Origin of the sequence: Nocardia vinacea NBRC 16497 (genome assembly GCF_000308835.1) — a bacterium.
Classification (GTDB): domain Bacteria; phylum Actinomycetota; class Actinomycetes; order Mycobacteriales; family Mycobacteriaceae; genus Nocardia; species Nocardia vinacea.
Genome location: NZ_BAGN01000122.1, coordinates 112,412 through 135,622 on the forward strand (window position 1 = coordinate 112,412; position 23,211 = coordinate 135,622).

General features: G+C 64.9%; 22 protein-coding genes and 1 pseudogene. 16 read left to right on the forward strand and 7 right to left on the reverse strand.

Translation table 11 applies throughout. From position 1 onward, the window contains the following. Positions 1 to 80: 80 nt before the first annotated feature. Positions 81 to 632, reverse strand: coding sequence for an isochorismatase family protein (locus ON44_RS17130; protein ID WP_040691152.1), 552 nt, complete (start codon positions 630 to 632; stop codon positions 81 to 83). Between the two features lie 172 nt (positions 633 to 804). On the opposite strand from ON44_RS17130, the gene ON44_RS17135 reads away from it, so the two are divergent. From ON44_RS17135 to ON44_RS17145, 3 genes are all read left to right on the forward strand, one after another. After that, positions 805 to 3,063 carry a serine/threonine-protein kinase gene (locus ON44_RS17135; RefSeq protein ID WP_083897933.1) on the forward strand — a complete coding sequence of 753 codons (2,259 nt, stop codon included), beginning with the start codon at positions 805 to 807 and terminating at the stop codon, positions 3,061 to 3,063. 122 nt (positions 3,064 to 3,185) lie between these two features. Next, positions 3,186 to 3,509, forward strand: coding sequence for a DUF4913 domain-containing protein (locus tag ON44_RS17140; RefSeq protein ID WP_245567200.1), 324 nt, complete (start codon positions 3,186 to 3,188; stop codon positions 3,507 to 3,509). A 44-nt stretch (positions 3,510 to 3,553) separates the two neighbouring features. Then, the gene (locus ON44_RS17145; protein WP_040691156.1) at positions 3,554 to 4,270 is read left to right on the forward strand and encodes a metal-dependent hydrolase; all 717 of its coding nucleotides are present in this window, start codon (positions 3,554 to 3,556) and stop codon (positions 4,268 to 4,270) included. 307 nt (positions 4,271 to 4,577) lie between these two features. On the opposite strand, the gene ON44_RS17150 is transcribed toward ON44_RS17145, so the two are convergent. Next, positions 4,578 to 5,063 (reverse strand): carboxymuconolactone decarboxylase family protein, encoded by a 486-nt coding sequence (locus ON44_RS17150; protein ID WP_040691159.1) that lies wholly within the window; start codon positions 5,061 to 5,063, stop codon positions 4,578 to 4,580. A 168-nt stretch (positions 5,064 to 5,231) separates the two neighbouring features. Here ON44_RS17150 and ON44_RS17155 point away from each other — a divergent pair, with 168 nt between their 5' ends. The 3 genes from ON44_RS17155 to ON44_RS17165 all read left to right on the forward strand — a co-directional run bounded on the left by ON44_RS17155 (position 5,232) and on the right by ON44_RS17165 (position 8,762). Next, positions 5,232 to 6,164: an RNA polymerase sigma-70 factor gene (locus ON44_RS17155; RefSeq protein WP_040691255.1), complete on the forward strand. Its 933-nt coding sequence runs from the start codon at positions 5,232 to 5,234 to the stop codon at positions 6,162 to 6,164. A 293-nt stretch (positions 6,165 to 6,457) separates the two neighbouring features. Then, on the forward strand, positions 6,458 to 7,462 hold the full coding sequence (locus ON44_RS17160; RefSeq protein WP_245567201.1) for an SMP-30/gluconolactonase/LRE family protein: 1,005 nt from the start codon (positions 6,458 to 6,460) through the stop codon (positions 7,460 to 7,462). Between the two features lie 49 nt (positions 7,463 to 7,511). Continuing rightward, positions 7,512 to 8,762 (forward strand): lipase family alpha/beta hydrolase, encoded by a 1,251-nt coding sequence (locus tag ON44_RS17165; RefSeq protein ID WP_051182119.1) that lies wholly within the window; start codon positions 7,512 to 7,514, stop codon positions 8,760 to 8,762. A gap of 15 nt (positions 8,763 to 8,777) precedes the next feature. On the opposite strand, the gene ON44_RS17170 is transcribed toward ON44_RS17165, so the two are convergent. Continuing rightward, positions 8,778 to 9,872, reverse strand: a complete 1,095-nt coding sequence (locus tag ON44_RS17170; RefSeq protein ID WP_051182120.1) for a hypothetical protein — start codon at positions 9,870 to 9,872, stop codon at positions 8,778 to 8,780. A gap of 183 nt (positions 9,873 to 10,055) precedes the next feature. On the opposite strand from ON44_RS17170, the gene ON44_RS17175 reads away from it, so the two are divergent. The 7 genes from ON44_RS17175 to ON44_RS50270 all read left to right on the forward strand — a co-directional run bounded on the left by ON44_RS17175 (position 10,056) and on the right by ON44_RS50270 (position 15,927). Further along, positions 10,056 to 10,853: a HugZ family pyridoxamine 5'-phosphate oxidase gene (locus ON44_RS17175; RefSeq protein WP_040691264.1), complete on the forward strand. Its 798-nt coding sequence runs from the start codon at positions 10,056 to 10,058 to the stop codon at positions 10,851 to 10,853. A gap of 180 nt (positions 10,854 to 11,033) precedes the next feature. Beyond that, positions 11,034 to 11,759: a TetR/AcrR family transcriptional regulator gene (locus tag ON44_RS17180; RefSeq protein ID WP_051182129.1), complete on the forward strand. Its 726-nt coding sequence runs from the start codon at positions 11,034 to 11,036 to the stop codon at positions 11,757 to 11,759. Beyond that, positions 11,747 to 14,158 (forward strand): sensor histidine kinase, encoded by a 2,412-nt coding sequence (locus ON44_RS17185; protein ID WP_083897934.1) that lies wholly within the window; start codon positions 11,747 to 11,749, stop codon positions 14,156 to 14,158. Before ON44_RS17180 ends, ON44_RS17185 begins: the two co-directional genes overlap by 13 nt. Beyond that, entirely contained in the window at positions 14,136 to 14,531 is a 396-nt protein-coding gene (locus ON44_RS17190; protein ID WP_040691161.1) for a roadblock/LC7 domain-containing protein, read from the forward strand. Before ON44_RS17185 ends, ON44_RS17190 begins: the two co-directional genes overlap by 23 nt. Then, positions 14,528 to 14,902, forward strand: coding sequence for a DUF742 domain-containing protein (locus ON44_RS17195; RefSeq protein ID WP_040691163.1), 375 nt, complete (start codon positions 14,528 to 14,530; stop codon positions 14,900 to 14,902). The genes ON44_RS17190 and ON44_RS17195 overlap by 4 nt, the downstream gene beginning before the upstream one ends. Next, the gene (locus ON44_RS17200; protein ID WP_040691169.1) at positions 14,883 to 15,494 is read left to right on the forward strand and encodes a GTP-binding protein; all 612 of its coding nucleotides are present in this window, start codon (positions 14,883 to 14,885) and stop codon (positions 15,492 to 15,494) included. Before ON44_RS17195 ends, ON44_RS17200 begins: the two co-directional genes overlap by 20 nt. 292 nt (positions 15,495 to 15,786) lie before the next feature. Further along, positions 15,787 to 15,927, forward strand: coding sequence for a hypothetical protein (locus ON44_RS50270; RefSeq protein WP_157187194.1), 141 nt, complete (start codon positions 15,787 to 15,789; stop codon positions 15,925 to 15,927). A 34-nt stretch (positions 15,928 to 15,961) separates the two neighbouring features. Here the strand turns inward: ON44_RS50270 and ON44_RS17205 are convergent, their stop codons facing one another. Further along, positions 15,962 to 16,576 (reverse strand): TetR/AcrR family transcriptional regulator, encoded by a 615-nt coding sequence (locus tag ON44_RS17205; protein WP_040691171.1) that lies wholly within the window; start codon positions 16,574 to 16,576, stop codon positions 15,962 to 15,964. A gap of 172 nt (positions 16,577 to 16,748) precedes the next feature. Continuing rightward, positions 16,749 to 17,589: pseudogene (locus ON44_RS17210) on the reverse strand (mycofactocin-coupled SDR family oxidoreductase). A 371-nt stretch (positions 17,590 to 17,960) separates the two neighbouring features. Between ON44_RS17210 and ON44_RS17215 the strand changes: the two are divergent. The 3 genes from ON44_RS17215 to ON44_RS17225 all read left to right on the forward strand — a co-directional run bounded on the left by ON44_RS17215 (position 17,961) and on the right by ON44_RS17225 (position 20,324). Continuing rightward, positions 17,961 to 19,244, forward strand: a complete 1,284-nt coding sequence (locus ON44_RS17215; protein ID WP_040691172.1) for a cytochrome P450 — start codon at positions 17,961 to 17,963, stop codon at positions 19,242 to 19,244. A gap of 37 nt (positions 19,245 to 19,281) precedes the next feature. Next, entirely contained in the window at positions 19,282 to 19,470 is a 189-nt protein-coding gene (locus ON44_RS17220) for a ferredoxin (protein ID WP_040691174.1), read from the forward strand. A 203-nt stretch (positions 19,471 to 19,673) separates the two neighbouring features. Then, on the forward strand, positions 19,674 to 20,324 hold the full coding sequence (locus tag ON44_RS17225) for a three-helix bundle dimerization domain-containing protein (protein ID WP_051182130.1): 651 nt from the start codon (positions 19,674 to 19,676) through the stop codon (positions 20,322 to 20,324). Between the two features lie 218 nt (positions 20,325 to 20,542). Here ON44_RS17225 and ON44_RS46850 read toward each other — a convergent pair whose 3' ends face one another. Both ON44_RS46850 and ON44_RS17240 read right to left on the reverse strand, forming a co-directional pair. After that, complete coding sequence (locus tag ON44_RS46850; protein WP_051182121.1) at positions 20,543 to 21,694, reverse strand: AraC-like ligand-binding domain-containing protein; 1,152 nt, start codon at positions 21,692 to 21,694, stop codon at positions 20,543 to 20,545. Between the two features lie 18 nt (positions 21,695 to 21,712). Further along, positions 21,713 to 22,957, reverse strand: a complete 1,245-nt coding sequence (locus ON44_RS17240) for a cytochrome P450 family protein (protein WP_157187195.1) — start codon at positions 22,955 to 22,957, stop codon at positions 21,713 to 21,715. Between the last annotated feature and the right edge of the window lie 254 nt (positions 22,958 to 23,211).

The following is a 23,211-nucleotide window of genomic DNA, read 5'->3' on the forward strand; positions in this document are numbered from 1 at the left end:
AAGGAGGAATGACCGACCGATAAGGCCGGTCATCCCCCGTGCGGTGCCCCCGCGAACTCCTATAGTTCGCGGGGGCACCGTCATTCGAAGCGCACGTCCTTCGTCTCGGCGACAGCGGCCGTCCTTCCCGGTGCGGTCTGGTAACGCCAGTACAGATTCGTGTGCGCGATGACCTGCTCCGGGGGCGGCGCACCCCATTCGCTCTTGTCGAATGTGGTGTGCCCGTCGCTGACAAGTGTCACGTCGTATCCCCGTGCGAAGGCGCCATGGATCGTGGACCGGATGCAGGCGTCGGTCTCCGCGCCGGTCACCACGAGACGCCCGACCCTCGCCTCCGCCAGTATCTCCGCAAGCTCGGTATCCTCGAACGAATCGCCGAACTTCTTGTGTACCAACGATTCCGACTCCGCACGTACCAACTCCGGAACGTATTCCCACGCAACGGTCCCCGGCACGAGCTCCTCGCTAGAGTGCTGCACCCAGACGATCGGAACACCGTCCTGCCGGGCCTTCTCGACGAGCGTGCCGATATTCGCGACCACCGTGTCCCGCTGATACGCCTCACCCACGACACCGTTCTGCACGTCGATCACGATCAAGGCGGCATTCGGTCGATCCGACAGCGTGCTCATGACGGTCTCCTCCTACTGGTCGAAAGGCGCTGGTCCACGATCACTCAACTACGAATCGAGCGCCGGGACCAGCCCGGCGACCCACATCGGTGGCGAAGATCAGCAGCGGACGACGATAATCGAATATTCTCGGTTCTGTCCGGGACACCAACCTCGATCGAGTGAGCCGACGATGAATACCCAGCTCGGCGCGGTACCACCGGAGCACGGTGGGGATCGCGCGATGGCTGCTCAGGCCGTATTGGCCAGGGCGGTCGCCGATTTCGCGGGTGAGTGGGAGGCCGCGGGCGAACCACCCGAGCTGATCCCGCACCTGCCCACCGAAACCGCACTGCGGCGGTCGGCGCTGATCGAGTTGATCAAGGTGGATCTGCATCACCGGTCGATCCGCAAAACGGCCGAAAAGCGCCTCGACGAGTACCTGGCCGAATTTCCCGAACTCCACACCGCCCCACTGCCTCCGGATCTGATCTACGAGGAGATCACCGCGCGCCGCCAGTTCGATCACGATCTGGATCTCACCGAATACAAGCAGCGGTATTCGCAGCAGATGGCGCGGATCGCCGACCGCCTCGATGGCGATCACTTCCGGACCACCATCCTGACCGATCCGGCCGCGCTCGCGACGCTCGACTCCATCAATCCCGGTGCGACCGTTGACGATTTCGATATGTTGATCCTGCTCGGCCAGGGTGCGTTCGGCCGGGTCTTTCTGGCACGACAGCGCTCGATGCAGCGGCTCGTCGCGGTCAAGATCTCCCATGATCGCGGCAGTGAGGGTCAGACGCTGGCCCGGCTCGATCACGAAAACATCGTGCGCGTCTTCGATCAGCGCCAGATCGCCGATCAACACTTGAAATTGATGTACATGCAGTACGTTCCAGGCGGGACCCTGCTCGGCGTACTGCGGCTGCTCCGCCGCACCGGCGTCGCGGGAAAGACCGGTCGACTACTGCTCGACGCCGTCGACGAGGCGGCCGCCAGCGGCGGGGTGCTGGAACCGCAACCATCCGCTACCCGTACCGAGGTCGCACGGCTGAGCTGGCCGGAAACCGTTGCGTGGCTGGGCAGTCGACTCGCCTCCGCATTGGACTACGCCAACCATGCCGGTGTGCTGCACCGCGATATCAAACCCGCCAACGTACTGCTCACGGTCGACGGGCAACCCAAACTCGCCGACTTCAATATCAGCTTCAGCCGTCACATCCCCGGCGCCAGCCCCGCCGCCTACTTCGGCGGCTCACTGGCCTACATGTCCCCCGAGCAGCTCGAGGCCTGCCATCCGACCATGGCGACCACCGCCGCCGACCTCGACACACGCAGCGACCTGTACGCACTCGCAGTCGTGCTGTGGGAACTACTCACCGGCCGACTCCCCTTCGACGACGAACGCAGTGCGGGCGAATCGGATACATCACTGGAACGGATGATCGAACTGCGTCGCCAGCCGGTCCCCGACCGCTTCGCCGCCGACATTCCGCCGGACTGCCCACCGGTACTGCAGCATGCCCTGCTCACCTGCCTGTCCCCCGATCCCGCCGACCGCTTCGCCACCGGCGCCGAACTCGCCAGTCAGCTCGATCTCACCCTGGACCGCACCGCCCGCGATCTCGTCGACCCGCCGGCGCGCAGTATCCGCGCCAAACTGCGGATGCGGCCGATGCCGGTGGTGACGCTGTCCAGCATGCTGGGGCAATTCCTCGGCGTGCTCTACCTTTCAGCGCACAACACGCGCCTGCTCGATGCGCAACTCACCGCAGAGGCGAGCGTCCAACTCCAACGCCTCGCAACACTGCTCGGCGCGATCGGCTACCCGATCGGGATTCTCGCCCTGCTGTATTGGTGCCGTCTGGTGTTCCTGGTTCCCGACGGACTGCGGCGCGGTAAGCATTACGACGAGGAGACACTGGCGCGGGCACGCGCCGACACTCTCGCATGTGGCGACCGCATCGCGGTGGTCGGGTTCGCCGGGTGGGCGTTATCCCTGGTGATCTTCCTGACCCAGTTGCATTACACCGCGAACCTGCCCCTCGGATTCACCATCAACCTCATCGCATCCCATCTGGTCGCGGCCGCGGTCGCGGTGGTGTACTCGTACTTTCCGATCACCTTCTTCGTACTGCGCTGGTACTACCCGGGTTTGCTCGGCATCGCACAGAGTTCCCCCGATGACACCATCCGATTGCGGCGGCTCGCCCGCCGCAGCCGGATCTATCTCGGCATCGCTGCCTCCGTACCCCTCATCGGAGTGGCGGGCGGTCTGGTCTACCTGGACGCGGCACAGCAGCAGACGGTAGTCGGCCCCATCGTGATCCTGTGCGTGGTCAGCCTTTTCGCATTCGTCGGCGCGCTGCGCGTATTCTACGCATTGGAATCGGACCTGCACGCCCTCGATCGCATTGTAAATCCGCGTTCGCGGCGCTCCGCATAGCTATTGCAAAGGTTTCCCAAAGGACCTCAGTAGATTTCGTGACTACTCTCGAAGCTGTTTGGAATGCCACTGTCCTCGGGGGCGCCATGAAAGAGCAGCGGACACAGGTCTATGGATCGGTCGTGGAGTTCGTCGAGAATTACCTGGCCCAGGTCTATCGGCGCAAAGTGGCCGACAACGGTCTCGCCTGGTGTCCGGAGTGGTGGCGGCACACCGAAGCCGTGGCGCGGCTGGAGGCGCTCTGGCAATCCTGGGAACTCTATCGACTCAACGCCGAATTGGGCCTGTCGCTATGGTTTCTGGACCATGCCGATAGTCATATGGACGTGCTGTTCGACCCCAACGGACCGTTCGCCGGCTGTTCCATGCACACCGGGCACACCGATCGTGTCTGGCCGCTCACGGTGAAATCCCCTCCCCCCGACACGTTTTCACCAGCTGGTTAGTCTCGTTTGTTTGAAATGAGTTGTGGTCAACTAACCTTCATGCAGTGCTAGGACATTCACATGCGACCAGTGGCGCTTTCGCCTGGTCGGTGGCAGCGGCCACGCTGCCCATCTCGGCGTTGGTCTATCCGGTATTGCCCACTGGCGACGCGCATCTCGGTGCCGTCGAGGTATTGCTCGGTACCTTCCTCACAGCAGGGGCCGCGCTACTGCCCGATGCGGACCATCCGAACGGCACCATCGCGCATGTACTCGGCCCGATCTCCTATCACCTGTGCCGCTTGATTTCCTGGATCTCCGGTGGACATCGGCACGCCACACACTCGTTCGCCTTCGTGATCGCCGTCGCCTACGGGACCTGGGCGGGTGAGCATTGGCTCGGAAGATATTTCACACTCGGTTTGGTGTTCTTCCTGCTCGCACTGGCGGTGCGGGCACTGCATCTGTGCCCCTCCGGCGAGGGCATCGAGGCGTGGGGCACCGTCATAATCCTCGCCGCGGCAGGGACGTTCGCGATGGATCACTGGATCACCGATAAACCGGCGTGGTTACCGTTCGCTGTCGGACTCGGGGCGCTGGCCCACCTCGCCGGTGATTGCCTCACCGATAAGGGGTGCCGACTGTTCTGGCCGTTCCCGCTGCGTACCTGTGTGCCGGTGATCGAACGGACCGGGAACAAGGTCGAAACCTGGATTCTGTCACCGCTTTTCACGCTGGCCACGCTTGCTGTGCTCTGGCACGTCTTCTCGGTCAATCCCTAGGACCAGTCGCTGCGCCCGCCGATGATGCTTCGGCCGGCGCAGCGACTGGAGGCTCCCCTTGTCTGTGCGGTCTTTTGGGTTGTGCGGCTTTGGTGAGACGGGAGTTGGAGAGTTACATAGTTTAATACGCATATCTATATAATCAGATGTAGTTTCAAGCGCACTGAAGATTGCAGTTCCACCGGATTCGTTCCTCGTGAACCGATCTCGGTCCCCCGCGACGTCGTCCGGGGCGCTGCTGCAGGTCTGTGCGCTCCCCCATGCGCGGACCCGGCCCGAACGATCCTGGGCCCGGTCCGCGGCTGGATCAGCTCGCTACGCTCTCGAATGTGCCGGGCACGTACGAGCCGCCCTTGGTCTGTGTAATCACCAGGAGCCGGTTGGCGGCGTTGATCATGGCGACCAGGTAGACCAGCGCGGCGATCTGGTCATCGTCGTAGTGTTTACGCACCTGAGCCCAGGTCTCGTCGGACACACCGCGATTCGCGTCGGCGAGTCGAGTGCCCTCCTCCGCGAATGCCAGCACGGCCTGCTCAGCCTCACTGAATACGGTGGCCTCACGCCAAGCCGCGACCAGGTTGATCCGAACCGCGGGTTCGCCGGCGGCCGCCAGCTCCTTGGTGTGGGCGTCGACGCAGTAACCACAGCCGTTGATCTGGCTGGCGCGCAACTCCACCAACTCCACCGTGGACTTCGGCAGCGACGACTGCATGATCGCCAGGCTCGTGTTGGCGAATCGCTTGCCGATCTTGGCGCCGAACTCGTTGTCGTTCAGGTTGAAACGGGGTTCCATGACTTCAGTCCTAACTCGTGGTGCTGATTGAACGACCATGAGACGGCGCCACCCCGATTCACGTAACAGCACTTGGATGTGACGCACACCACCACTGCCCCGCTGTTACGAAACGGCAGGATCGGACGTCTGATGGGTGACACATTCGAAAGTGAACAGGAGCCGCCCATGCCCGGCATGTCGCAGACCACGCCCGCCGACCACGGCGAGAGCAGCAGCGACCGTCCGGACCCCGCGACGAAAGCATTCGTCGCGCACCGCAACTTGCTGTTCACCGTCGCCTACGAAATGCTCGGATCGGCCGCCGACGCCGAAGACGTCCTGCAAGAAACGTGGCTGCGGTGGGCAGGCGTCGATCTCGACACGGTGCAGGATCAACGCGCGTACCTGGTCCGAATCGCCACCCGTCAGTCGCTCGACCGGCTCCGCGCGCTCGGTCGCCGCAAGGAGTCCTACGTGGGCCCCTGGCTGCCCGAACCGCTGCTGACCGCACCCGACGTCGCCGAGGACATCGAACTGGCCGACAGCGTCTCGATGGCGATGCTGCTGGTATTGGAGACCCTCACGCCCGTCGAGCGGGCGGTGTTCGTGCTGCGCGAAGTATTCGATCTGGAGTATGACGAGATCGCCGAAGCGGTCGACAAGAGCCCGGCCGCGGTCCGCCAGCTCGCGTACCGGGCTCGGTCACACGTAGCCGCGCGCCGACCACGCGAGGTGGTCTCCGCAGCCGAAACCCGAGACGCGCTCGCGGCATTCCAGCGAGCCGTCGAAACCGGCGAACTCCAGAGTCTGCTCGACATTCTCGCACCGGATGTCGTCTTCCTCGGCGACGGTGGCGGACTCGCACAGGCCGCGCTGGTGCCCATCGCCGGGGCCGACGCGGTAGGCAGCCTCCTCTCCGCCGCGCTCGGTAACCTCACCGCGAGGTCGGCACAGCCTGCCCTCGTCAACGGCCACCCGGCGCTGATACTGCGATTCGACGGCGAGATCGATGCCGTCATAGCGGCGCGAATCGACGACGGCCTCATCACCGGGATCTATTCCGTGCGCAATCCCCAGAAACTCTCGCGTTTGCAGCGCGAGACCGCCCTGCACCGCTGACGCGGCGGGGAAGCAACTACTCCCGAAACCATGGTGTCGAGCCCAGCCCTCCCCGCTCCCCCTGCATGCACCACCCACGCTGTATCGGGAATGCCTTTACCCTCTATTCCGACTTGTCCCTCCGTTATCCATAGCGCGCCCCCTTCCTTGTCTGTGCTGCGTTCGGCGAAGCCGGACGCATGTTGTTTCGGCTCTAGGGGAGAATACATGGTCAGATGCGCATATCTACGTATGGATATGCAATTATCGGTCGACTCTCGACAGCCGCTCGTCGGCCCGGGATAGGGTGAGCCATGGTCGCCGGATCGACAATGCAGCCACAGCGCTGGACGCCACCGCCTGCCCCACCCCGAGCTCGCGAAACGCGTAGTGCCACACCACTTCCCCAGATCACGCGATTGGAACTGCCCGGCGCGGCACCCGAGGACGTGGTGCGCACCGCCGAGGGGCGAATCATTGCGGGAGTCGATGACGGTTCGGTCTACAGCATCGATCCCGCGACCGGCACGGTGAGCCTGCTGGCGAATACCGGCGGCCGTCCGCTCGGTATGCATGCCGATGCCGATGGGTCGCTGCTCATCTGCGATTTCCATCGCGGCCTGTTGCGGCTGGACAGCGCGGGCGAGATCGAGGTGCTCGTGGACGAGATCGACGGCGAGCCACTCCCCTTCGCCAGCAATGTGGTTCGCGCCGCGGACGGCACCGTCTACTTCTCCTCGTCGTCGCGTCGTTATCCGCTGGACGAGTGGATGGGCGACCTGCTGGAGCATTCCGGCACCGGCCGCCTGTTCCGCCTCGATCCGTCCGGCAAGCTCGAAACCCTCATCGACGGCCTGCAATTCGCCAATGGCGTGGTCCTCTCCCCCGACGGCTCCAGCGTGCTCGTCGCGGAGACCGGCGCCTACCGCGTGACCCGCTACTGGCTCACCGGGCCGAAGGCGGGCACCTACGACCGCCTGATCGAGAACCTGCCCGGCTTCCCGGACAATATGGCTCTCGGCAGCGACGGTTTGGTGTGGATCACCCTGCCGTCACCACGAAATCCATTGCTGGACCGTCTACTTCCCCTGCCCGGCATCCTGCGCCGTATCGTCTGGGCGCTACCGGAATGGGTACAGCCCGAACCGCCGCGCACCGCCTGGGTGATGGCCGTCGACTTCGACGGCAAGGTCGTGCACGACCTACAGGCCGAGGGCACCGACTACGCGATGGTCACCGGAGTTGTCGAACACGACGGCACGCTCTACCTCGGCAGTCTCACCGAAACCGCGGTCGGAGTCAGCCGCATCCCGTCTTAGGCCGCCGCTTCCGACACGAAATCTCAGTGAACAATTGTACACTGAATGGATGAGTGAGCCCGAGCGGCAACGACAGGCGGAGATACAGGCACTCGCACGGTTGGCGGGCGATGAGCTGGGTGGTGCGATCGAAGGGATCGCCGCGGTGCATCGAGCCATCTCGGACCGAGTGTTCGCGGCGGTGCGACTGGGTGTCGGACCGGCCGCGCAGCCGGTCAAGGTGGTGCACGATGCGATTACCGATGGGGTATACCGGCTGGTCGGCGGAACCGCAGTAGCTGCGGGAGCCCTGGCGGAGCGCACCGTGGACGTACCCGGCGCTCCGGTGCCCTCACGCACGGTCTACGGGTCCGGATTCCTGGCGGCATTGCAGGGTTTGATCGGCTACAGTCTCGAGGATGAGCTGCCGATTCTGGCCGGGCCGATGACATTTCGGATCAATGGGGAACCGGTCGCGCCGGGATGGGTCGGCGATGTGGTGTCGAATCCGCGCCCACGCATCGTGGTTTTTCTGCACGGTCTGGTGGAGACCGAACACGCTTGGCGACTCGGCGGGCGGCCCAGCTATGCCGAGCGGCTCGAAGCCGATCTCGACTGCACGGCGCTGATGGTTCGATACAACAGCGGACTGCACATCCCGGAGAACGCCCGTCTACTGAACGGCATGCTGCAGCGGTTGGTCGAGAACTGGCCGGTGCAGGTCGAGCAGATCGCACTCGTCGGACATTCCATGGGCGGCCTGATCGCGCGCGGCGCCTGCTACGACGCCGATCAGGCCGACCTGCCGTGGGTGCGCCGGGTGCGGCAGATCGTCTGTCTCGGATCACCGCATTTGGGTGCACCGTTGGAGCAGCTCGTCCACTATGCCTCCGCCGCATTGGTGAAAATACCGGAGACTCGGCCGTTCGGTCGGCTGCTGCGCCGCCGCAGCGCCGGCATTCGCGACCTGCGCCACGGTTCGCTCGTCGATGAGGATTGGCATGACATGGACGCGGATGCCTTGCGCCGCAGAGCCATTCGCGAGGTACCGCTGCTCGATTGCGCCGACCACTACTTCGTCACCGCCTCGGTAACCCACAGCCCGCGCCATCCGCTGGGCCGGATCATCGGCGACGGTTTGGTCCTGCCCGCCAGCGGCGCCGGCCGAAATCGGGCCCGCCGCATCGGTTTCGATGATGCCAACGGTCTGCATATCCCCGGAGCCAACCATTTCGCCCTGCTCAACCACGACGCCGTTTACGACGCGCTGCTCCGCTGGCTGGCCGCCGATGCGCGTCAGATGTCTGCGCGCTGTGGTTGATCGGCGGCGCCCGGATCAGAACAGTTGGTCGGGGTGGGTGTCGGCTTCCCCTCTGACGTCGGCGGCGAACTGGGCTTCGACTTCGGCGTCGTCGCCCGCGGTGTGGGCCGAGTAGAGCAGCAGGCAGCCGCGGATGCCGTCGAGGAGATCTTCCAGGAGGTCGAGGGCCGGACGGGTGGGGTCGAGGCGGCTGATCCGGAACTCATCGAGGAGGGCGGCGCGGGAGGCGCTGTCGAGATCGAATTTGCGTGCCTGCTCTTCGATTTCGGCGACGCGGGCCACCACCGACCATGGTGCGGGCACGTGTCCTTCGGAGACGGCCATGGCCTCGGCGATGAGGTCGACGACGATCTCGGTCGGTGTCTCACCGCTGGTCAGGCGCTCCAGCACCAGGGTCGGGGTTTCGACCTGCAGTGCCTCGATATCGTCGGCTTCGACGACCACGTCGGCGGTCGGCACGCCCGCGAGTTCGCCCGCGACTTCGGCGGCGGCGTAGAGCCAATGCGCGGCCGCGACGGATGCGGAGGCGGGGTCGAGTTCGGTGAACAGTTCCAGGGTGCCGAGGGGGTCGGCGCGCAGTAGGTCGTCGGCGGCCTGGACCTGGGCCGGTGAGACATCCGGGCGTGACAGTTCGACGGCTTGGCGTGCGCGCCCGGACAGATCGCCGAGTTCGGCGGATTCGATGGCGGCTTGTTCGGTGCGGACCTCGCCGGCGATGGTGTCACGCAGGGCAGAGTCGTCGATGGCGTGCAGGGTGCGCCCGACGCGGTGCGCGGATTCGACCACGCCGCTGTAGGAAACGACGAGGCCGTGGTCGGTCGGCAGGTTCGGGGTGCGGATTCCGGCCTCGACCTCCTTGAAGTTGCGGCGCTCTTCCGCGCGCCGCCAGGCCTCGCTATTGGGAACGTCGGGATCACCTGCCGCACTTGCCGGATGCGTATAGGTGCGCCACTGGAACCGGGACAGGATGGTCAGATTCGACGCCAAACTCGTTGCCTGGTCCTGGTTTATCGGTGGCAGCTCGGCCACCGTGGTCGAGAGATCGCCGCGTCCGGTCGCCCAGATGGCGACGAGGGCGTTGCGGTCGGCATCGAATGCGTATCTGGTCACGCACGCCAGTCTTGCCGATCCGCGGCCGTTGCGCGCGCGATCGATCGGTTCGAGATGCGGTCGTCGGCGTTTCGAGTGTCCGATGTCAGCTGTTCCACGTCCCTCGGTGGTCCCGCTGCGCTACGGCCTCCCCGGGCGGGATACCGCGCTGGATGGCAGTGGATACCTGCGAGGATGGACGGTATGACTCTCGATCACGGTGATCCGGGCGAAGCGCCTTCGATTCCTCAGCCGACCGCGCCGGTGCTGAATTCCGCTCGCCCCTCGGCGGCCGAGGAGGCCAGAACTGTTGCGGCGGCGACGAATATCGCGACGCTGGCGAGTTTGAGCGAGGACGGCGGTCCGTGGGCGTCGTTCGTCACCTATGGGCTGCTCGAGGGTCAGCCGGTGCTGTGCGTATCGCGGATGGCCGAGCACGGTCGCAATCTCGCGGCGGATCCGCGGGCAAGTCTGTCGGTGGTGTCGCCCGATGTGCCCGCCGATCCGCTGGCCGGTACCCGGATCACGTTGGCCGGCGTAGTGGAGCGTCCGGTCGGCGATGAGGCTGCGGCAGCACGTGCGGCGCATCTGGCGGCGGTGCCGGCGGCGAAGTACTACGTGGATTACAGCGATTTCTCGCTGTGGGTGTTGCGGGTGCGGCGCGTTCGATGGGTCGGTGGGTACGGGCGGATGGATTCGGCGACGGCAGAGCAGTATCTGGCGGCCGCGCCGGATCCGGTCGTTCCGGTGGCGGGGCGCGCGATCACGCACCTGAATGACGATCACGCGGACGCGCTGTTGTCGATGGCACAGGTATTGGGTGGATATCCGGACGCGACCGAGGCGAGTTGCGAACGCGCCGACCGGTACGGGCTGGATCTGCGAGTGGTGACACCCCGTGGCGTGGCACGGACACGGGTCGGCTATGCGACGCCGATTGATTCGGCAGGCGAATTGCGTGCGGCGACAGTTGAATTGACGCGGCGTTCGCGCGAGGGCTGATCGCGCATTCCGGCCGCGGTCGCCAGCCGACCGAATAAAAGTATACTCAATATCGGTGCCACCCGGCGCGGCGGCGAGTTGGACGCATTCCGAGTCGTCGCCTGGCTGACGGTGCATACCGCCGACGGCGCACATAGCCGTCTCACCGGCGGATCTCGCGGACACCGATGGGAGCTTCACATGACCGATCTCGCTGACCACATGTCACAGCCCGGGCAGACCGAGATGATGGCGGCCCGGGCACATGCGGCCAGATCGGCTCGTGCCGCGCGAAGCCGCCAGATAGTCGCGAGCGCCGGCGAAGTTTTCGCGACCCGCGGCTACCACGGGACCAGCATGGATCAGATCGCGAGGCAATCAGGTATCAGCAAACCCAGTCTGTACCAGTACTTTCCGAGCAAATTGGAGCTGTATCTGGCGGTATTGCAACAGCATCTCGACAGACTCGTGTCCACTGTCCACGACGCCCTGCATTCGACCGACGACAATCATGGGCGGCTATCCGCGGCGGTACATGCCTATTTCGACTTCATCGACGATGATCCCGACGGATTCCGGCTGGTCTTCGAGTCGGAGGTGCCCACCGAACCGTCAGTGCAGTGGCGCGTCGGGCAGGCCAACGCGGCCTGCATCGGTGCGGTGCACGATCTACTCATCCGGGACTCCGGCCTCGGTCCACAACGCGCGTGGGCATTCGCGGTCGGGCTTGTCGGCGCCAGCCAGTTCACCTCGCGCTACTGGCTACACGCCGATCGGCCCATTCCGAAGGAGCAAGCCGTCGAAACCACCGTCGCCCTCTGCTGGGGCGGTCTGTCGCACGTACCGCTGCGGGCGGTTTCCGCTGCACGGAAAGAGGACAATCAATCCGATCCGGCCGGCACTATCTTGGGCCGATGTTCAGAGTGAGGCTCGGGGTCCGGACGCGGATTCTGGCGATCGCGCTCATCCCGAGCCTGTCCCTGCTCGTGGTCGGCGCCAGTACCGCGGGATACCTGGTTGCCGAGGGGAATAAGGCTCAGGAGTGGGCCTCGCAGAATCGGAACGTGATTCCGACAGCTCGGGAATTCGTGGCGGCGGTGCAGGACGAACGCCAGTTGACATTGGCCGCCCTCGGCGGTGACGAAGCGGCCGTGCCCGCGCTCGGCGCGGCGCGGCTGCAGTTGGATAATGCGTTCAAAGGCCTCATTGCCGGGTCGACCGGAGTGCGCGCGGTGGACGATTCGAAAATCGGTGCCACCGCGGAGAATTTCCTCACCCTCGACGCCCAACTGGCCCGGGCGCGCACGGCTATCGACACAAGCCAACTACCGATTGCCGAGGCATATGCCTTCTACAACCGCCTCCTCGACGGCATCGTCCAAGGCTCCCGAGTCATCGCACGAACCGCGCCGAACGCCGAAATCGCCGCACAGCTCGCCGACGGGGTGCAGCTGTTCCGAATAGACGAGGCGATGTCGCGCAGTAATGCTCTGGCCGGTGTGCTGGCCAACACGGATGGGCCGACGCTCATTCCGATGGAGGATTTTCTGCGTGAGACCGGCTTCTATCACACCGAAGTCATCAGTCTGACCGGCGCACTCGGCCCGGACCAGAAACAGAGCCTGCGAACTCTTACCTCGAGCCAAGCGTGGCAGCGGCTCACGGCTATGGAAAATGCCCTCGTCCAACGTAATACGGTAGGACCAGGTAGCGGATCGTCGAGCACCACCAGCGCACCGGGCAGGCAATCCGCACCGCTGTCGTTCAGTGTCGAGGACTGGCACAGCTCGGCCGCCGAGGTGAACCGCAGCCTGATCGATATCTGGCTCGCGCAGAATGAGCACGCGCAAAAGCTGGCCGAGGGCAAGGCCGCCGACGCCACCACGAAATCCGCGTGGGCGGGCGGTGTCGTCGTCGCGGTCAGCTTGATCGCCTTTCTGATCGCGGTGGTCCTGGCCAATCGAATCATCCGGCGGCTCAGGCGACTGCGCGGTGAAACGCTCGCCCTCGCCGACGAGCGCCTGCCCGATATGATGCGACGGCTGGGTGACGGCGAAGTGATCGACCCCGCGACCGAATCGCCGGATCTGGACTACGGCCACGACGAAATCGGTGAGGTGGCCAAGGCCTTCCAACACGCGCATGCCGCGGCCGTGGCGGGCGCGGTCAACGAGGCGCGCACTCGCGAGGGCGTCAAGGCGGTGTTCCTGAATATCGCCCACCGCAGCCAGATGGTGGTGCACCGGCAGCTCGAGATCCTCGACAAAGCCGAAGCGCGCCAAGAGGATCCGATACTGCTGGACACCCTGTTCAAGCTCGATCATCTCGCCACCCGCGAGCGCCGCAACGCCGAGAACCTCGTTGTGCTCGGCGGCGGACAGCCGGGTCGGCAGTGGCGCAATCCGGTGCCGCTGATCGACGTGGTGCGCAGCGCCGTCGGCGAAGCCCTCGACTACACACAGGTCCGCATCGCCCGACTACCCGCGACCCAAGTGTTGGGCGCGGCCGTCGCCGATGTCACTCACCTGCTCGCCGAACTCATGGACAACGCGACCTCGTTTTCACCGCCGCAATCGCGAGTCGAGGTAACCGGCACTGTTGTCGGGAAGGGGGTGGCGGTCGAGATCAGCGATCAGGGCATGGGGATGCCGCCTGCCGAGACGGCCAGAATCAACGAGCTACTCCGTGAGCCACCCGATTTCGGTCTCGCGGCGTTGTCGACCGATTCTCGGTTGGGACTATTCGTTGTCGCGAAACTGGCGGCTCGGCAGGATATCTCGGTGCGGCTGACGGACTCCGATTACGGCGGGATCCGCGCGATCGTGCTCATCCCCGCGACCGTGCTTACCCCTGAAACAGCCGCGCCGCCAATAGCTTCGGAGCCGACAATATCGGCTCGGCGGAGCAGGCAGCTGATGCCCGCCGCCGACCGGTCGGCCACCGCACGGACACGCGCCTTGACGGCGACTCCGCCCACGGTGGCACCCACGCAACCGCCAGCGCAGCCGACATTCGATGCACCACAGCCGACCGATTTCGATAGTCGGCCCGCGCTGCCGCGCAGGCGCCGACAGGCAAGTATCGCACCGCAACTGGCGAACCCGGTCCCAGTTGAACCCGCACCGCGACACCTAGCGCGTTCGGCGGAGCAGGCGCGAGATCTGATGTCCGCCATCGAAAACGGAACCCGACAGGGCCGCCACGCCGCCCCCGATACCGTGCTGCCCGAAGTGGCGGCCGCCGAGCAATTCGGCACCTATCAGGGACCGAGCGGTAAACACTCCGATGAACAGGAAGGCAACGGTGACTTCTTCCAGCCCCGGTGATCTCAACTGGCTCCTCGACGACCTCGTCGACCGACTGGCCGGCGTGCGCTACGCAGTAGTGCTGTCCACCGACGGCCTCCTGCTCGGCCGCTCCACCACAATGACCCGCGAAGACGCCGAACACTTCGCCGCCATGTCCTCCACCCTCTACGGCCTCGCCCGCAGCGCCGGCGCCCGCTTCGACGGCGGCGGCGTCCGCCAAGCCGTCATCGAACTCGACCACGCCGTACTGTTCGTCACCTCCGCAGGCGACAACGCCTGCCTAGCACTACAAGCCGCCGAATCAGCCAACCTCGGCATGGTCGCCTACGAAATGAACGTCACCGTCCAACGCATCGGCACCTACTTATCCACCCCAGCACGACTGCCATGACACACGGCGGTGGGCAATGGTACGACGAACAAGCCGGTCCACTGGTCCGGCCCTATGCCCTCACCCGCGGACGCGTCATGGGCGCCGGACACGACCTGGACATGCTCACTGTCGTCGTCACCGCCATGGCAGCCCCCACCTTGCGGCGCGCCGAACCCGAATACACCCACATCATCACCCTGTGCCGGGTCCCGCAGACCGTCGCCGAAGTCGCGGCCCACCTGCGACTACCTTTGGCAGTCACCAAGATTCTCGTCGGCGACCTGATCGGCGAGGGCCACCTGATCTTCCGGGCACCGGTACAGCCGGACGCAGGACCCGGCGATCTCAACATATTGCGAGCGGTACTCGATGGCATCCGAAAACTTTGACCCCACCCGGCCAACCACTGCGACACCGCAACTGGCGGCCTCGGTCAAAATTCTCATCGCCGGCGGATTCGGCGTCGGCAAAACAACCATGGTGTCATCGATCAGCGAAGTCGCACCCCTACGCACCGAGGAACTGATCACCGAAGTCTCCACCGGGGTCGACGACCTGTCCGGTGTCGAACACAAAACCACCACCACAGTCGCACTCGACTTCGGCCGTATCACCATCGACCGCGACCTCGTGCTCTACCTGTTCGGCACACCCGGCCAAGACCGGTTCTGGTTCCTGTGGGACGAACTCTCACGCGGCGCACTCGGCGCAATCGTCATCGCCGACACCCGACGCCTCGACAACTCCTTCGCCGCCGTCGACTTCTTCGAACGCCGCGGACTGGCATTCCTCGTCGCAGTCAACTGCTTCGACAACGCCCCCGTCTACACCATCGACGAAGTCCGCGACGCACTCGACCTAGACGATCACATCCCGGTCATGCTCTGCGACGCCCGCGACCGCACCTCCTCCAAAGAAGTACTACTCAACCTGGTACAACACCTCATCGAACGAGCCGGCCGAGCACCCGTCGCCACCTGAGCATCAGCACGATTGCGAGATGCCTTGGACAATCCTGCGCTCACAGTGACGCGACCCCGAAAGGTGTTCAAGTCGAAGGTCATCGTCGACGGTCCCGCGGGACAGCCGATCGGCCGGATTGTCCAGGAGAACTGGATGGGCAAAAGCGTTTCGCGCTGCTTGCCGACGGCACCCGGATCGGGACTATCCACGCAGACCGGCTGTTCCAACCTCGAAGGTTCACATCGTCGATCACGCCGACGCGGAAATCACTCGGATCATCAGAACCACAGCCAGCTTGGAACGGGCGATCGTGTCGGCCGAAACCTACGCGCTGGTGATCGACAAGCCGTTGCACGAACCGATGGCCGACCTTGTCCTTGCATATGCGGTGGCGATCAACACCGCGATCATGCAGGTGAAATCCACCACCGTGCTGGACCTGATCCCTTAGTCCGATCAAGATCTCCAGGCGGGCGCATCAGCGGTCACGGTGCCGTCGGACCGATCGACGCGGGTGTGGACGTGAGGGCGAATCGAGCGATGAACCCCTCTACGAATTCGCGCAGTTGGTCGTGGCCTTGCACCATGCCCACCGCTCCTTCGTTGCAGATGATGCGCGCTGCTCCGGTGAGCAGGATTGCCATCACCACCGGCGGATACACCGAGAGGTCGACGCCGTGTGAGCGCAGGACCATCGTGACGGCCGCGGTCTCGATGTCGCGCACCCGTTCGGCATAGGTCTTCAGTTCGGCGCCGATCACCTTGCGGTGGTTGGCCAGCGCCATCCACTCGGTACTCAGCCGGGTGTAGCCGCTATCGGTGTTGATCAGCCACAACACCCGCAGTGGATCGTCGTCGGTAAGGGCTTGGCGCATCCGCTCCAGCGCTTGATCGCCGGAGTCGCTCAGCACCGCGAGGAACAGGTCGTCCATCGTGGGGAAGTAGTAGTAGACCAGCGCCGACTTCACTCCGGCTCGCTCGGCTACCCGCCGTGAGGTCGCCGCGGCATAACCATCCTCCCGCATGATTTCCTCGGTTGCGGCCATCAACCGCTGTCGGGTGCCGATGTCGGCCGATTTCGCGGTGCTGCGCCCCGCCATCAGCCGCGCCCTCGGGCCGCGCCGCCGAACCCTGACCGCCCGCTACGCATAAGGCACTCTAACATTTGATCGGTCGATAAATTCCGGACAGGTCGGATCGGTCCAGGTGAGGACGGTGTTCTTTCGCCGGATCGGTCGGCACGCGCCCGGCCGATCCGGCATGCGAGCGCCCCTACTTCAGCGTGCTCCCCGCATCGACGGTCATAGGAAGGCCGGTGATATAGCGGGCTTCGTCGGAGGCCAGGAACAACACTGCGTTGCTGATGTCCTCCGGCTCGACCCACCCCACCGGCAGTACATGCATGAACTGCGCTACCGGCCTGAAGTCTTCAACGCCCGGATTCTCCAGATCCGGACGGAACATTTTCATCGTGCCCTCGTTCATGAACATCGGCGTGTTGACATTGGTCGGGTGCACCGAGTTGACCCGGATCGAGTGCTGTCCCAATTCGACCGCGAACGTCCGCATCAGGCCGACCACTCCATGCTTGGCGGCGATGTAGTGCCCGGTGTTCGGGTAGGCCTTCAGTCCGCCCACCGAACTCGTCAGGATGATCGATCCGCCGTTTCCTCCGGAAAGCAGGTGCGGCACCGCGGCTTTCACGGTCTTCCAGACGCCGGAAAGATTGATGTCGATCATCACAGTCCAGTCCTGCTCGCTGGTCTGGTCCAGCGTGGCACCACCGTTGCCGATCCCCGCGTTGGCCACGATGATGTCCAGGCGCCCCAACTGCTCCACCCCGCTGTCCACGGCGGCCTTCAGCGCCCTGGAAATCCCGGACATCGACCTCGGCGGAGACAATGCGCCTGCCCAGCCCCTTCACCAGTTCCGCGGTTTCGGCCAGATCATCTGGGGTCGACGGCGCGATCTGATCGCTGCCACTGACGGGCTTGCACGCGTCGATGGCGATGATGTCGGCGCCCTCTTGCGCCAGGCGCACCGCATGACTGCGCCCCTGTCCGCGCGCCGCGCCCGTGATGAAGGCGACCTTGCCTTCGACCCGTCCAACCATGAAACACCTCGTTCGTTCGCGGATCGAATCCGATCCCATATCAGCAATTTCTGATCGATCGATCAAATTGGACACCTGCGGCGTCATGATGTCAATGGTTGATCCGTACCGCCGGAGACGGGCGACAGGATGCCGCGTATCTCACCGAGAACGCACGAGCATCACCCAGACCGAAAGTTCCACGGAAAGCACAGGTTACGCACCTGATTGCCGACATCCGATGCTCGCGGTTCCGCACGGATCGGCCTTCGTGGATCCCTGGCAGCTCTCGCCGCTCTTGACCGTCCGACGCGGTGCGTGATATTACTTCCCCACTTAAATCTGATCGATCGATCAAACAATGCATTCTTGACCTGAAGAGGGTGGGAGTAATGACCGACCTCGCGTCCATCGACTACTTTTCCGATGAATCGGTCGCCCAGAGTCCGTACGAATATCTGGCCTACCTGCGAACTCGGAACCCGATATTCCGCGAACCCCACTACGGGGTCATGGTGGTCACCGGCTATCAGGAAGTCAACGAGGTGTTCCGCAACGCCGATGCCTTCTCGGCCTGCGTCGCTATCGGCGGACCCTTCCCGCCGTTGCCCTTTGTTCCGGTCGGTGACGACATCAGCGCGCAGATCGACGAACACCGGCACCGGTTCCCGATCTTCGAGCACATGGTCACCATGGACCCACCGCAGCACACGCGCACCCGCACCCTGCTGAGCCGATTGCTTACTCCCAAACGGCTCACCGAGAACCGCGGCTACATGTGGCGGCTGGCCGATCGCCAGTTCGACGAGATCGTCACCGGGGGCCGGTGCGAATTCCTCGGCGACTACGCCAAACCCTTTGCCACGCTGGCCATCGCCGACCTGCTCGGCGTTCCCGACAGCGACCGCGACGAATTCCGTGCCAGGCTGGCCGGCTACGAAGAGCCGGGTAGTCGTGTGGGAGCGCTGGACCACGAACCGGTGGGCACGAACCCGCTGCAGTGGCTGGAGGAGACCTTCGGCGAATACATCAGCGACCGCAGAATCACGCCCCGCGACGACATCCTCGGCATCCTCGCGTCCACGACCTATCCGGACGGATCACTACCCGATCTCATCGATATCGTGCGGCCGGCGACTTTCTTGTTCGCGGCAGGGCAGGAAACGGTCACCAAACTGCTGAGTTCGGCCGTGCGGGTGCTCGCCGAACGCCCGCAGTTCCAGCAGCTGTTGCGCGAAAACCGCAGCCTGGTCGGTCCTTTCATCGAGGAATCGCTGCGCACCGACAGCCCCACCAAGGTCGACTTCCGGTTGACACGCAAGTCCACACGAGTCGGTGAGGTCGAGATCCCCGCAGGTACGGTCGTCATGCTCTGCATCGGCGCGGCAAACCGGGATCCACGCAAATTCGAGGATCCCGACGAGTTCCGGCTCGATCGACACAACTCCCGCGAGCACATCGCATTCGGCCGCGGCATCCACACCTGCGCCGGCGCACCGCTGGCCCGGACCGAAGGACAGGTCACCCTGGACCGAATGCTCGACCGTCTCCAGGACATCGATATCGACGAGAGCGCCCACGGCCCCGCGCGGCACCGCACCTATCGATACGAACCGACGTTCCTCTTACGCGGATTGCGCGAGTTGCATATCACCTTCACCGAGGTGGACCGGTGATGCGCGGCAGCCTTGTCCGGACTTCCGGTGATCCCCGGTGAAGGCCACCGTCGATGCCGACCGTTGCCGCGGGCACGGCGTATGTGTTGCGCTGTGCCCGGCCGTCTTTCGGCTCACCGACAACGGCTATGCCGAAACCGGAGATCCATCGGTTCCCACCCGGTACCAGGAAGCCGTCACCGACGCGGCGAGTGCCTGTCCCGAACACGCCATCATGACACAGTGACCGATCCGCTACGGCGGAAGGTTCTCTGCGCTAACGATTTTCACGACGCCCGCCGTATCGACGGGTTCTTCGGCGATACGCCGCATTGTGGCCTGCAGGTTCGCTACGGTTCATCCTCAGTTGGGTTGCCGCGCAAGGGCATCGGTGTCACTCTCACTACTGTGCCTACGCCCGAGCGGACGAGCGGGGCCGGATACGCCGAGATCACCCCGGCGTACCGACTCCTCGACATAGTGCACGGCACGGCGCTCGCGCGTGCCGAGCGGCGGCTGCACCGCGAGTTCACGATCTTGTTCGACGCCAACACGATTCACCATTTCCTGCACGACTCCTACGCGCAGATCACGGCACGCGCGCCGGTGAAGCTGTACGTGCCGCTGCTGGCCGAGCGCTTCGCCCGGCAGCAGTTGCACGCTCGGGCCAAGGTGGAGGGGCGCGTCGAGCACGCGGCCCCGGTGGTGCTGTTCCTGTGCACATTCAATGCCGGACGTTCGCAGATGGCGCTGGGCTTCTTCGAGCACTACGCGCGGGGTCGGGTATTGGCCTGGTCCGGTGGGTCCGAGCCGAGCGGCGCGCTCAACGCGGCAGCGGTCGCGGCCATGGCCGAGGTGGGCATCGACATCTCCCACGAGTTCCCCAAGACCTGGACCGACGAGATCATCCTGGCCGCCGACGTCATCATCACCATGGGGTGCGGCGACGTGTGCCCACTGGTGCCCGGCATCCGGTACGAAGATTGGGGTGTGGACGACCCGGCCGGGCTACCGGTGGCCGACGTGCGGCCGATCCGCGACGATATCCGGCAACGTGTGATCGATCTGCTGGCCAGCCTCGACCTGCCGATCACCTCCTGACGCAACCCTCGACGTCGCTTCGCGCACCGGCGCGGTGAGCATGGCGACGATCGTGTCGATGATCTCGACGGTGCTTCGCTGGATACGAGATCGACCGCGGCCACTCTGGCGGGTGTGAATACCTTGCTGATCGTTTTGCGGAGCCGTCGGTGATCCTCGCCGTCCCTGTCGGCGAGGCGGCGCAACGCCACCGCCTCGCCGAATACGGGTTCGGATGGTTATGACGGCGTGAGTGCCTTCATCAGCGCAGCGGCAGTTGCCTGGTCGATGCACGTCGGCTTACCACCGTTGGCGGAGTGGAATACACCGCCTTTGGTGTTTCCGGTGAAGTAGCACAGCGGGAACCCCGGTTGGCCTTCGGGGAAGGTCAGCGGCGGAGCGAGACCGTCGAGGGTCTCCTCACGCAGTGCGCGCAGTCCCTTGATCGCATCCGCGCTGGTCGAAGACGGCGAGAGGTTGGCTGCTCTGGCCGCCGCCAGGAACAGCTGCCCACCTGCCCACGGCCACAGCAGCGGCGCGCTGAAGTCCCCGCTGCCCCGAAGGCCGGGAATGTATTTGTCGAGGGCGTCGCCGAAGTCCTTGATGGCGGGAATCGAGTCATCGGTGTACAGCGCGTTCGAGCCCGCGAAGATGCTGCCCTCGAAGTTCGGGTCCGTGGCCCACGCTCTCTGCAGGCTCACGCCCTGTCGCGGCGACCAGCCCAATGCCCGCGCCACCGCGGGCAGCCGGAGGTCCGCTGCTCCGATGTGTTGGCGCACGTACTGTCGGACGGTCTCGGCGAGCTGTGTCAGATGAGTCTGCTGCGGGCCGGTATCACCCGCGCTCATCAGGCAGAGCAGCTCGGCGATCCGGTCGCCGACCGCGTTGAACTCCCGGCTCGTCAACGCGGATCGTTCGGCATGCAGATCACGGATCATGCCCGCGGCGATCCTGCCGAGACCCGAGCCGAGGTCGAGCACCGGCTGTCGTAGGCCGAGTCGCGCGAACTCGGCACGCGGTACCTGGAAGCCGTAGGCCACCGAGCCGGGGATATGCAGCCGACACTGCCGATCCAGCGCCAGCACCGCCGCCCGCCCTGGTGAGACGTGAGTGACTCCGTGCTCATCGGCCACGGCGAAATCTCCCCGCTGCGGGACGACTACCCAGTAGAAGTCCTCGGCCGAAGCACGACGGATGTTCGACGGGGTGCGGAAAGCCAGCCGGTCGCCGGGCTGATCCCAGCGCAGCAGGCGGTACGTGGTCGTCTGCTGCACGGTCATGGCCACCTGCCAGCGCTCGGGTTCGCGGTAGCGATGATCCATCGGGACGAAACTGTTGGCGGTTTCGGTCCATTCGTCGACATCCACGATGTCCAGCTCGTAGTACTCCATCGCGATCCCTCGAGTGGTTCAGCCGGTGACAATGACGATGTCGGCTCCGCTGAACAGCAAGTCGGACGGGCGTGCTCGAGACGGCTGCCGCGCCGGTACCAGACGTGCGGCGGGTGCGAGAGCGCGCAGTTCTCGCAGGAACACCTCGACTGCGAGCTGTGCCAATTGCTTGCCGGGGCAGATGTGTTTACCGAATCCGAAGGTCAGTGGAACTTTGCCGGCGCCGTGCAGATCCAAGGGGTTCGGGAAGGCCCGCGGATCCCGGTTGGCGGCGGCGCAGATCACCAGGACCGGCCCGGTCGAGAGCACGGTGCCACTGCGCAGCGTCAGCGCGCCCACGACGTGCCGTTTCCAAGCCACCAGACCCGGGTCGAGCTGCAGTACCTTGGCCGCTACGTGCGTGGCCGATGCCTGGTCGGCGAGCAGGTGCCACCACTGCCGGTCCGGATCGCTCAGCAGGCGCTGCAGGCCCTGCTGAATACTGCCACTGACGGTATGCACGCCCGCGGCCAGCGAGTTGGCCACGGCGGAGACGGCAACTCGACGGGGAATGCGGGCCGCGCGCAGACGGCCGGGCAATCCATCGGTCCGATCCCGTCCGCGGGATGCGATGGCGGCGGCGCTCACCGTGAACAGCCGACCGAGGCCGCCGACCGCCTCGGCCAATTCGCGCCCGCGCATACGCCGACCCAGCAGCCCCGACTGGGCACCGCTCCATGTCGCCACATGCGGCCAGTCCGCAGGCGGCAAGCCGACCGCTGCGCCGACGATCCGGGCCGCGTAATCGATCGACAGGGACGTCACATCGAGGGTCCGGTCGCTGACGTCACATTCGGTGCGCAGCGCGTGGTGGAAATGCTCGGTCAGGTCCTCGATCCGTTGCAGGCGCTGTGCCCTCGCCACTGTGAAATGTCCCGCCGGGCCGGCCAAGGTGTCCCACACCCGTTTGTGTAGGACGTCGTCGGTGAGATCCGCAGTCGCCTTCGCCGGCAGCGGGACCAGATGCCGGCAGAGATGGCCGACGGCGCGGGGGTTAGCCGCGATGCGCCCGAAACCGACGAGCGGCTCCAGCGATTTCGCGTTCGAGATGCCGGGGCGAGCCGCTTCCATCAACTCCCGCACGTCGTCGTAGCGCCAAACCATCCGCAAGCCGGAGTTGTGTCGATAGGTGGGTTCGGACCAGTCGTGCAACTGCCGATATCGCTCGTCGCGTTCGGCGAACGACAGCTGGTTGGGGGTCAGCTCGTCGAAAGGGAATTTCATTATCAGACCATCGGTTTCGCTGGGGTCAACGGCGATGTGCATCACGCCTGCTGAAAGGTGAAGGTGCATCGATGCACTCACGGGATCGGGAATTTGCTCACTGTAGCCGGTGGCGACCACAAATCGTCCGGCCAGCCGGGCGATAGGCGGCTCGGCCGTGGAAGTGCCCGGTGACTTGTTCAGTACCGAAGCCGGGTGGTGTGTTGCGGGCCACCCGTTCCGCTGCGAGCAGGGCGAGAATCCCGGCGCCGGCC

Bases quoted from the DNA above. Each gene is read 5' to 3' on its own strand.
- ON44_RS17240 (WP_157187195.1), bottom strand. From the start codon at position 22,957: ATGAAATTCCCTTTCGACGAGCTGACCCCCAACCAGCTGTCGTTCGCC.
- ON44_RS17175 (WP_040691264.1), top strand. From the start codon at position 10,056: ATGACTCTCGATCACGGTGATCCGGGCGAAGCGCCTTCGATTCCTCAG.
- ON44_RS17180 (WP_051182129.1), top strand. From the start codon at position 11,034: ATGACCGATCTCGCTGACCACATGTCACAGCCCGGGCAGACCGAGATG.
- ON44_RS17200 (WP_040691169.1), top strand. From the start codon at position 14,883: ATGGCATCCGAAAACTTTGACCCCACCCGGCCAACCACTGCGACACCG.
- ON44_RS17155 (WP_040691255.1), top strand. From the start codon at position 5,232: ATGCCCGGCATGTCGCAGACCACGCCCGCCGACCACGGCGAGAGCAGC.
- ON44_RS17185 (WP_083897934.1), top strand. From the start codon at position 11,747: ATGTTCAGAGTGAGGCTCGGGGTCCGGACGCGGATTCTGGCGATCGCG.
- ON44_RS17205 (WP_040691171.1), bottom strand. From the start codon at position 16,576: ATGGCGGGGCGCAGCACCGCGAAATCGGCCGACATCGGCACCCGACAG.
- ON44_RS46850 (WP_051182121.1), bottom strand. From the start codon at position 21,694: ATGGAGTACTACGAGCTGGACATCGTGGATGTCGACGAATGGACCGAA.
- ON44_RS17150 (WP_040691159.1), bottom strand. From the start codon at position 5,063: ATGGAACCCCGTTTCAACCTGAACGACAACGAGTTCGGCGCCAAGATC.
- ON44_RS17165 (WP_051182119.1), top strand. From the start codon at position 7,512: ATGAGTGAGCCCGAGCGGCAACGACAGGCGGAGATACAGGCACTCGCA.
- ON44_RS17195 (WP_040691163.1), top strand. From the start codon at position 14,528: ATGACACACGGCGGTGGGCAATGGTACGACGAACAAGCCGGTCCACTG.
- ON44_RS17135 (WP_083897933.1), top strand. From the start codon at position 805: ATGAATACCCAGCTCGGCGCGGTACCACCGGAGCACGGTGGGGATCGC.
- ON44_RS17130 (WP_040691152.1), bottom strand. From the start codon at position 632: ATGAGCACGCTGTCGGATCGACCGAATGCCGCCTTGATCGTGATCGAC.
- ON44_RS17215 (WP_040691172.1), top strand. From the start codon at position 17,961: ATGACCGACCTCGCGTCCATCGACTACTTTTCCGATGAATCGGTCGCC.
- ON44_RS17160 (WP_245567201.1), top strand. From the start codon at position 6,458: ATGGTCGCCGGATCGACAATGCAGCCACAGCGCTGGACGCCACCGCCT.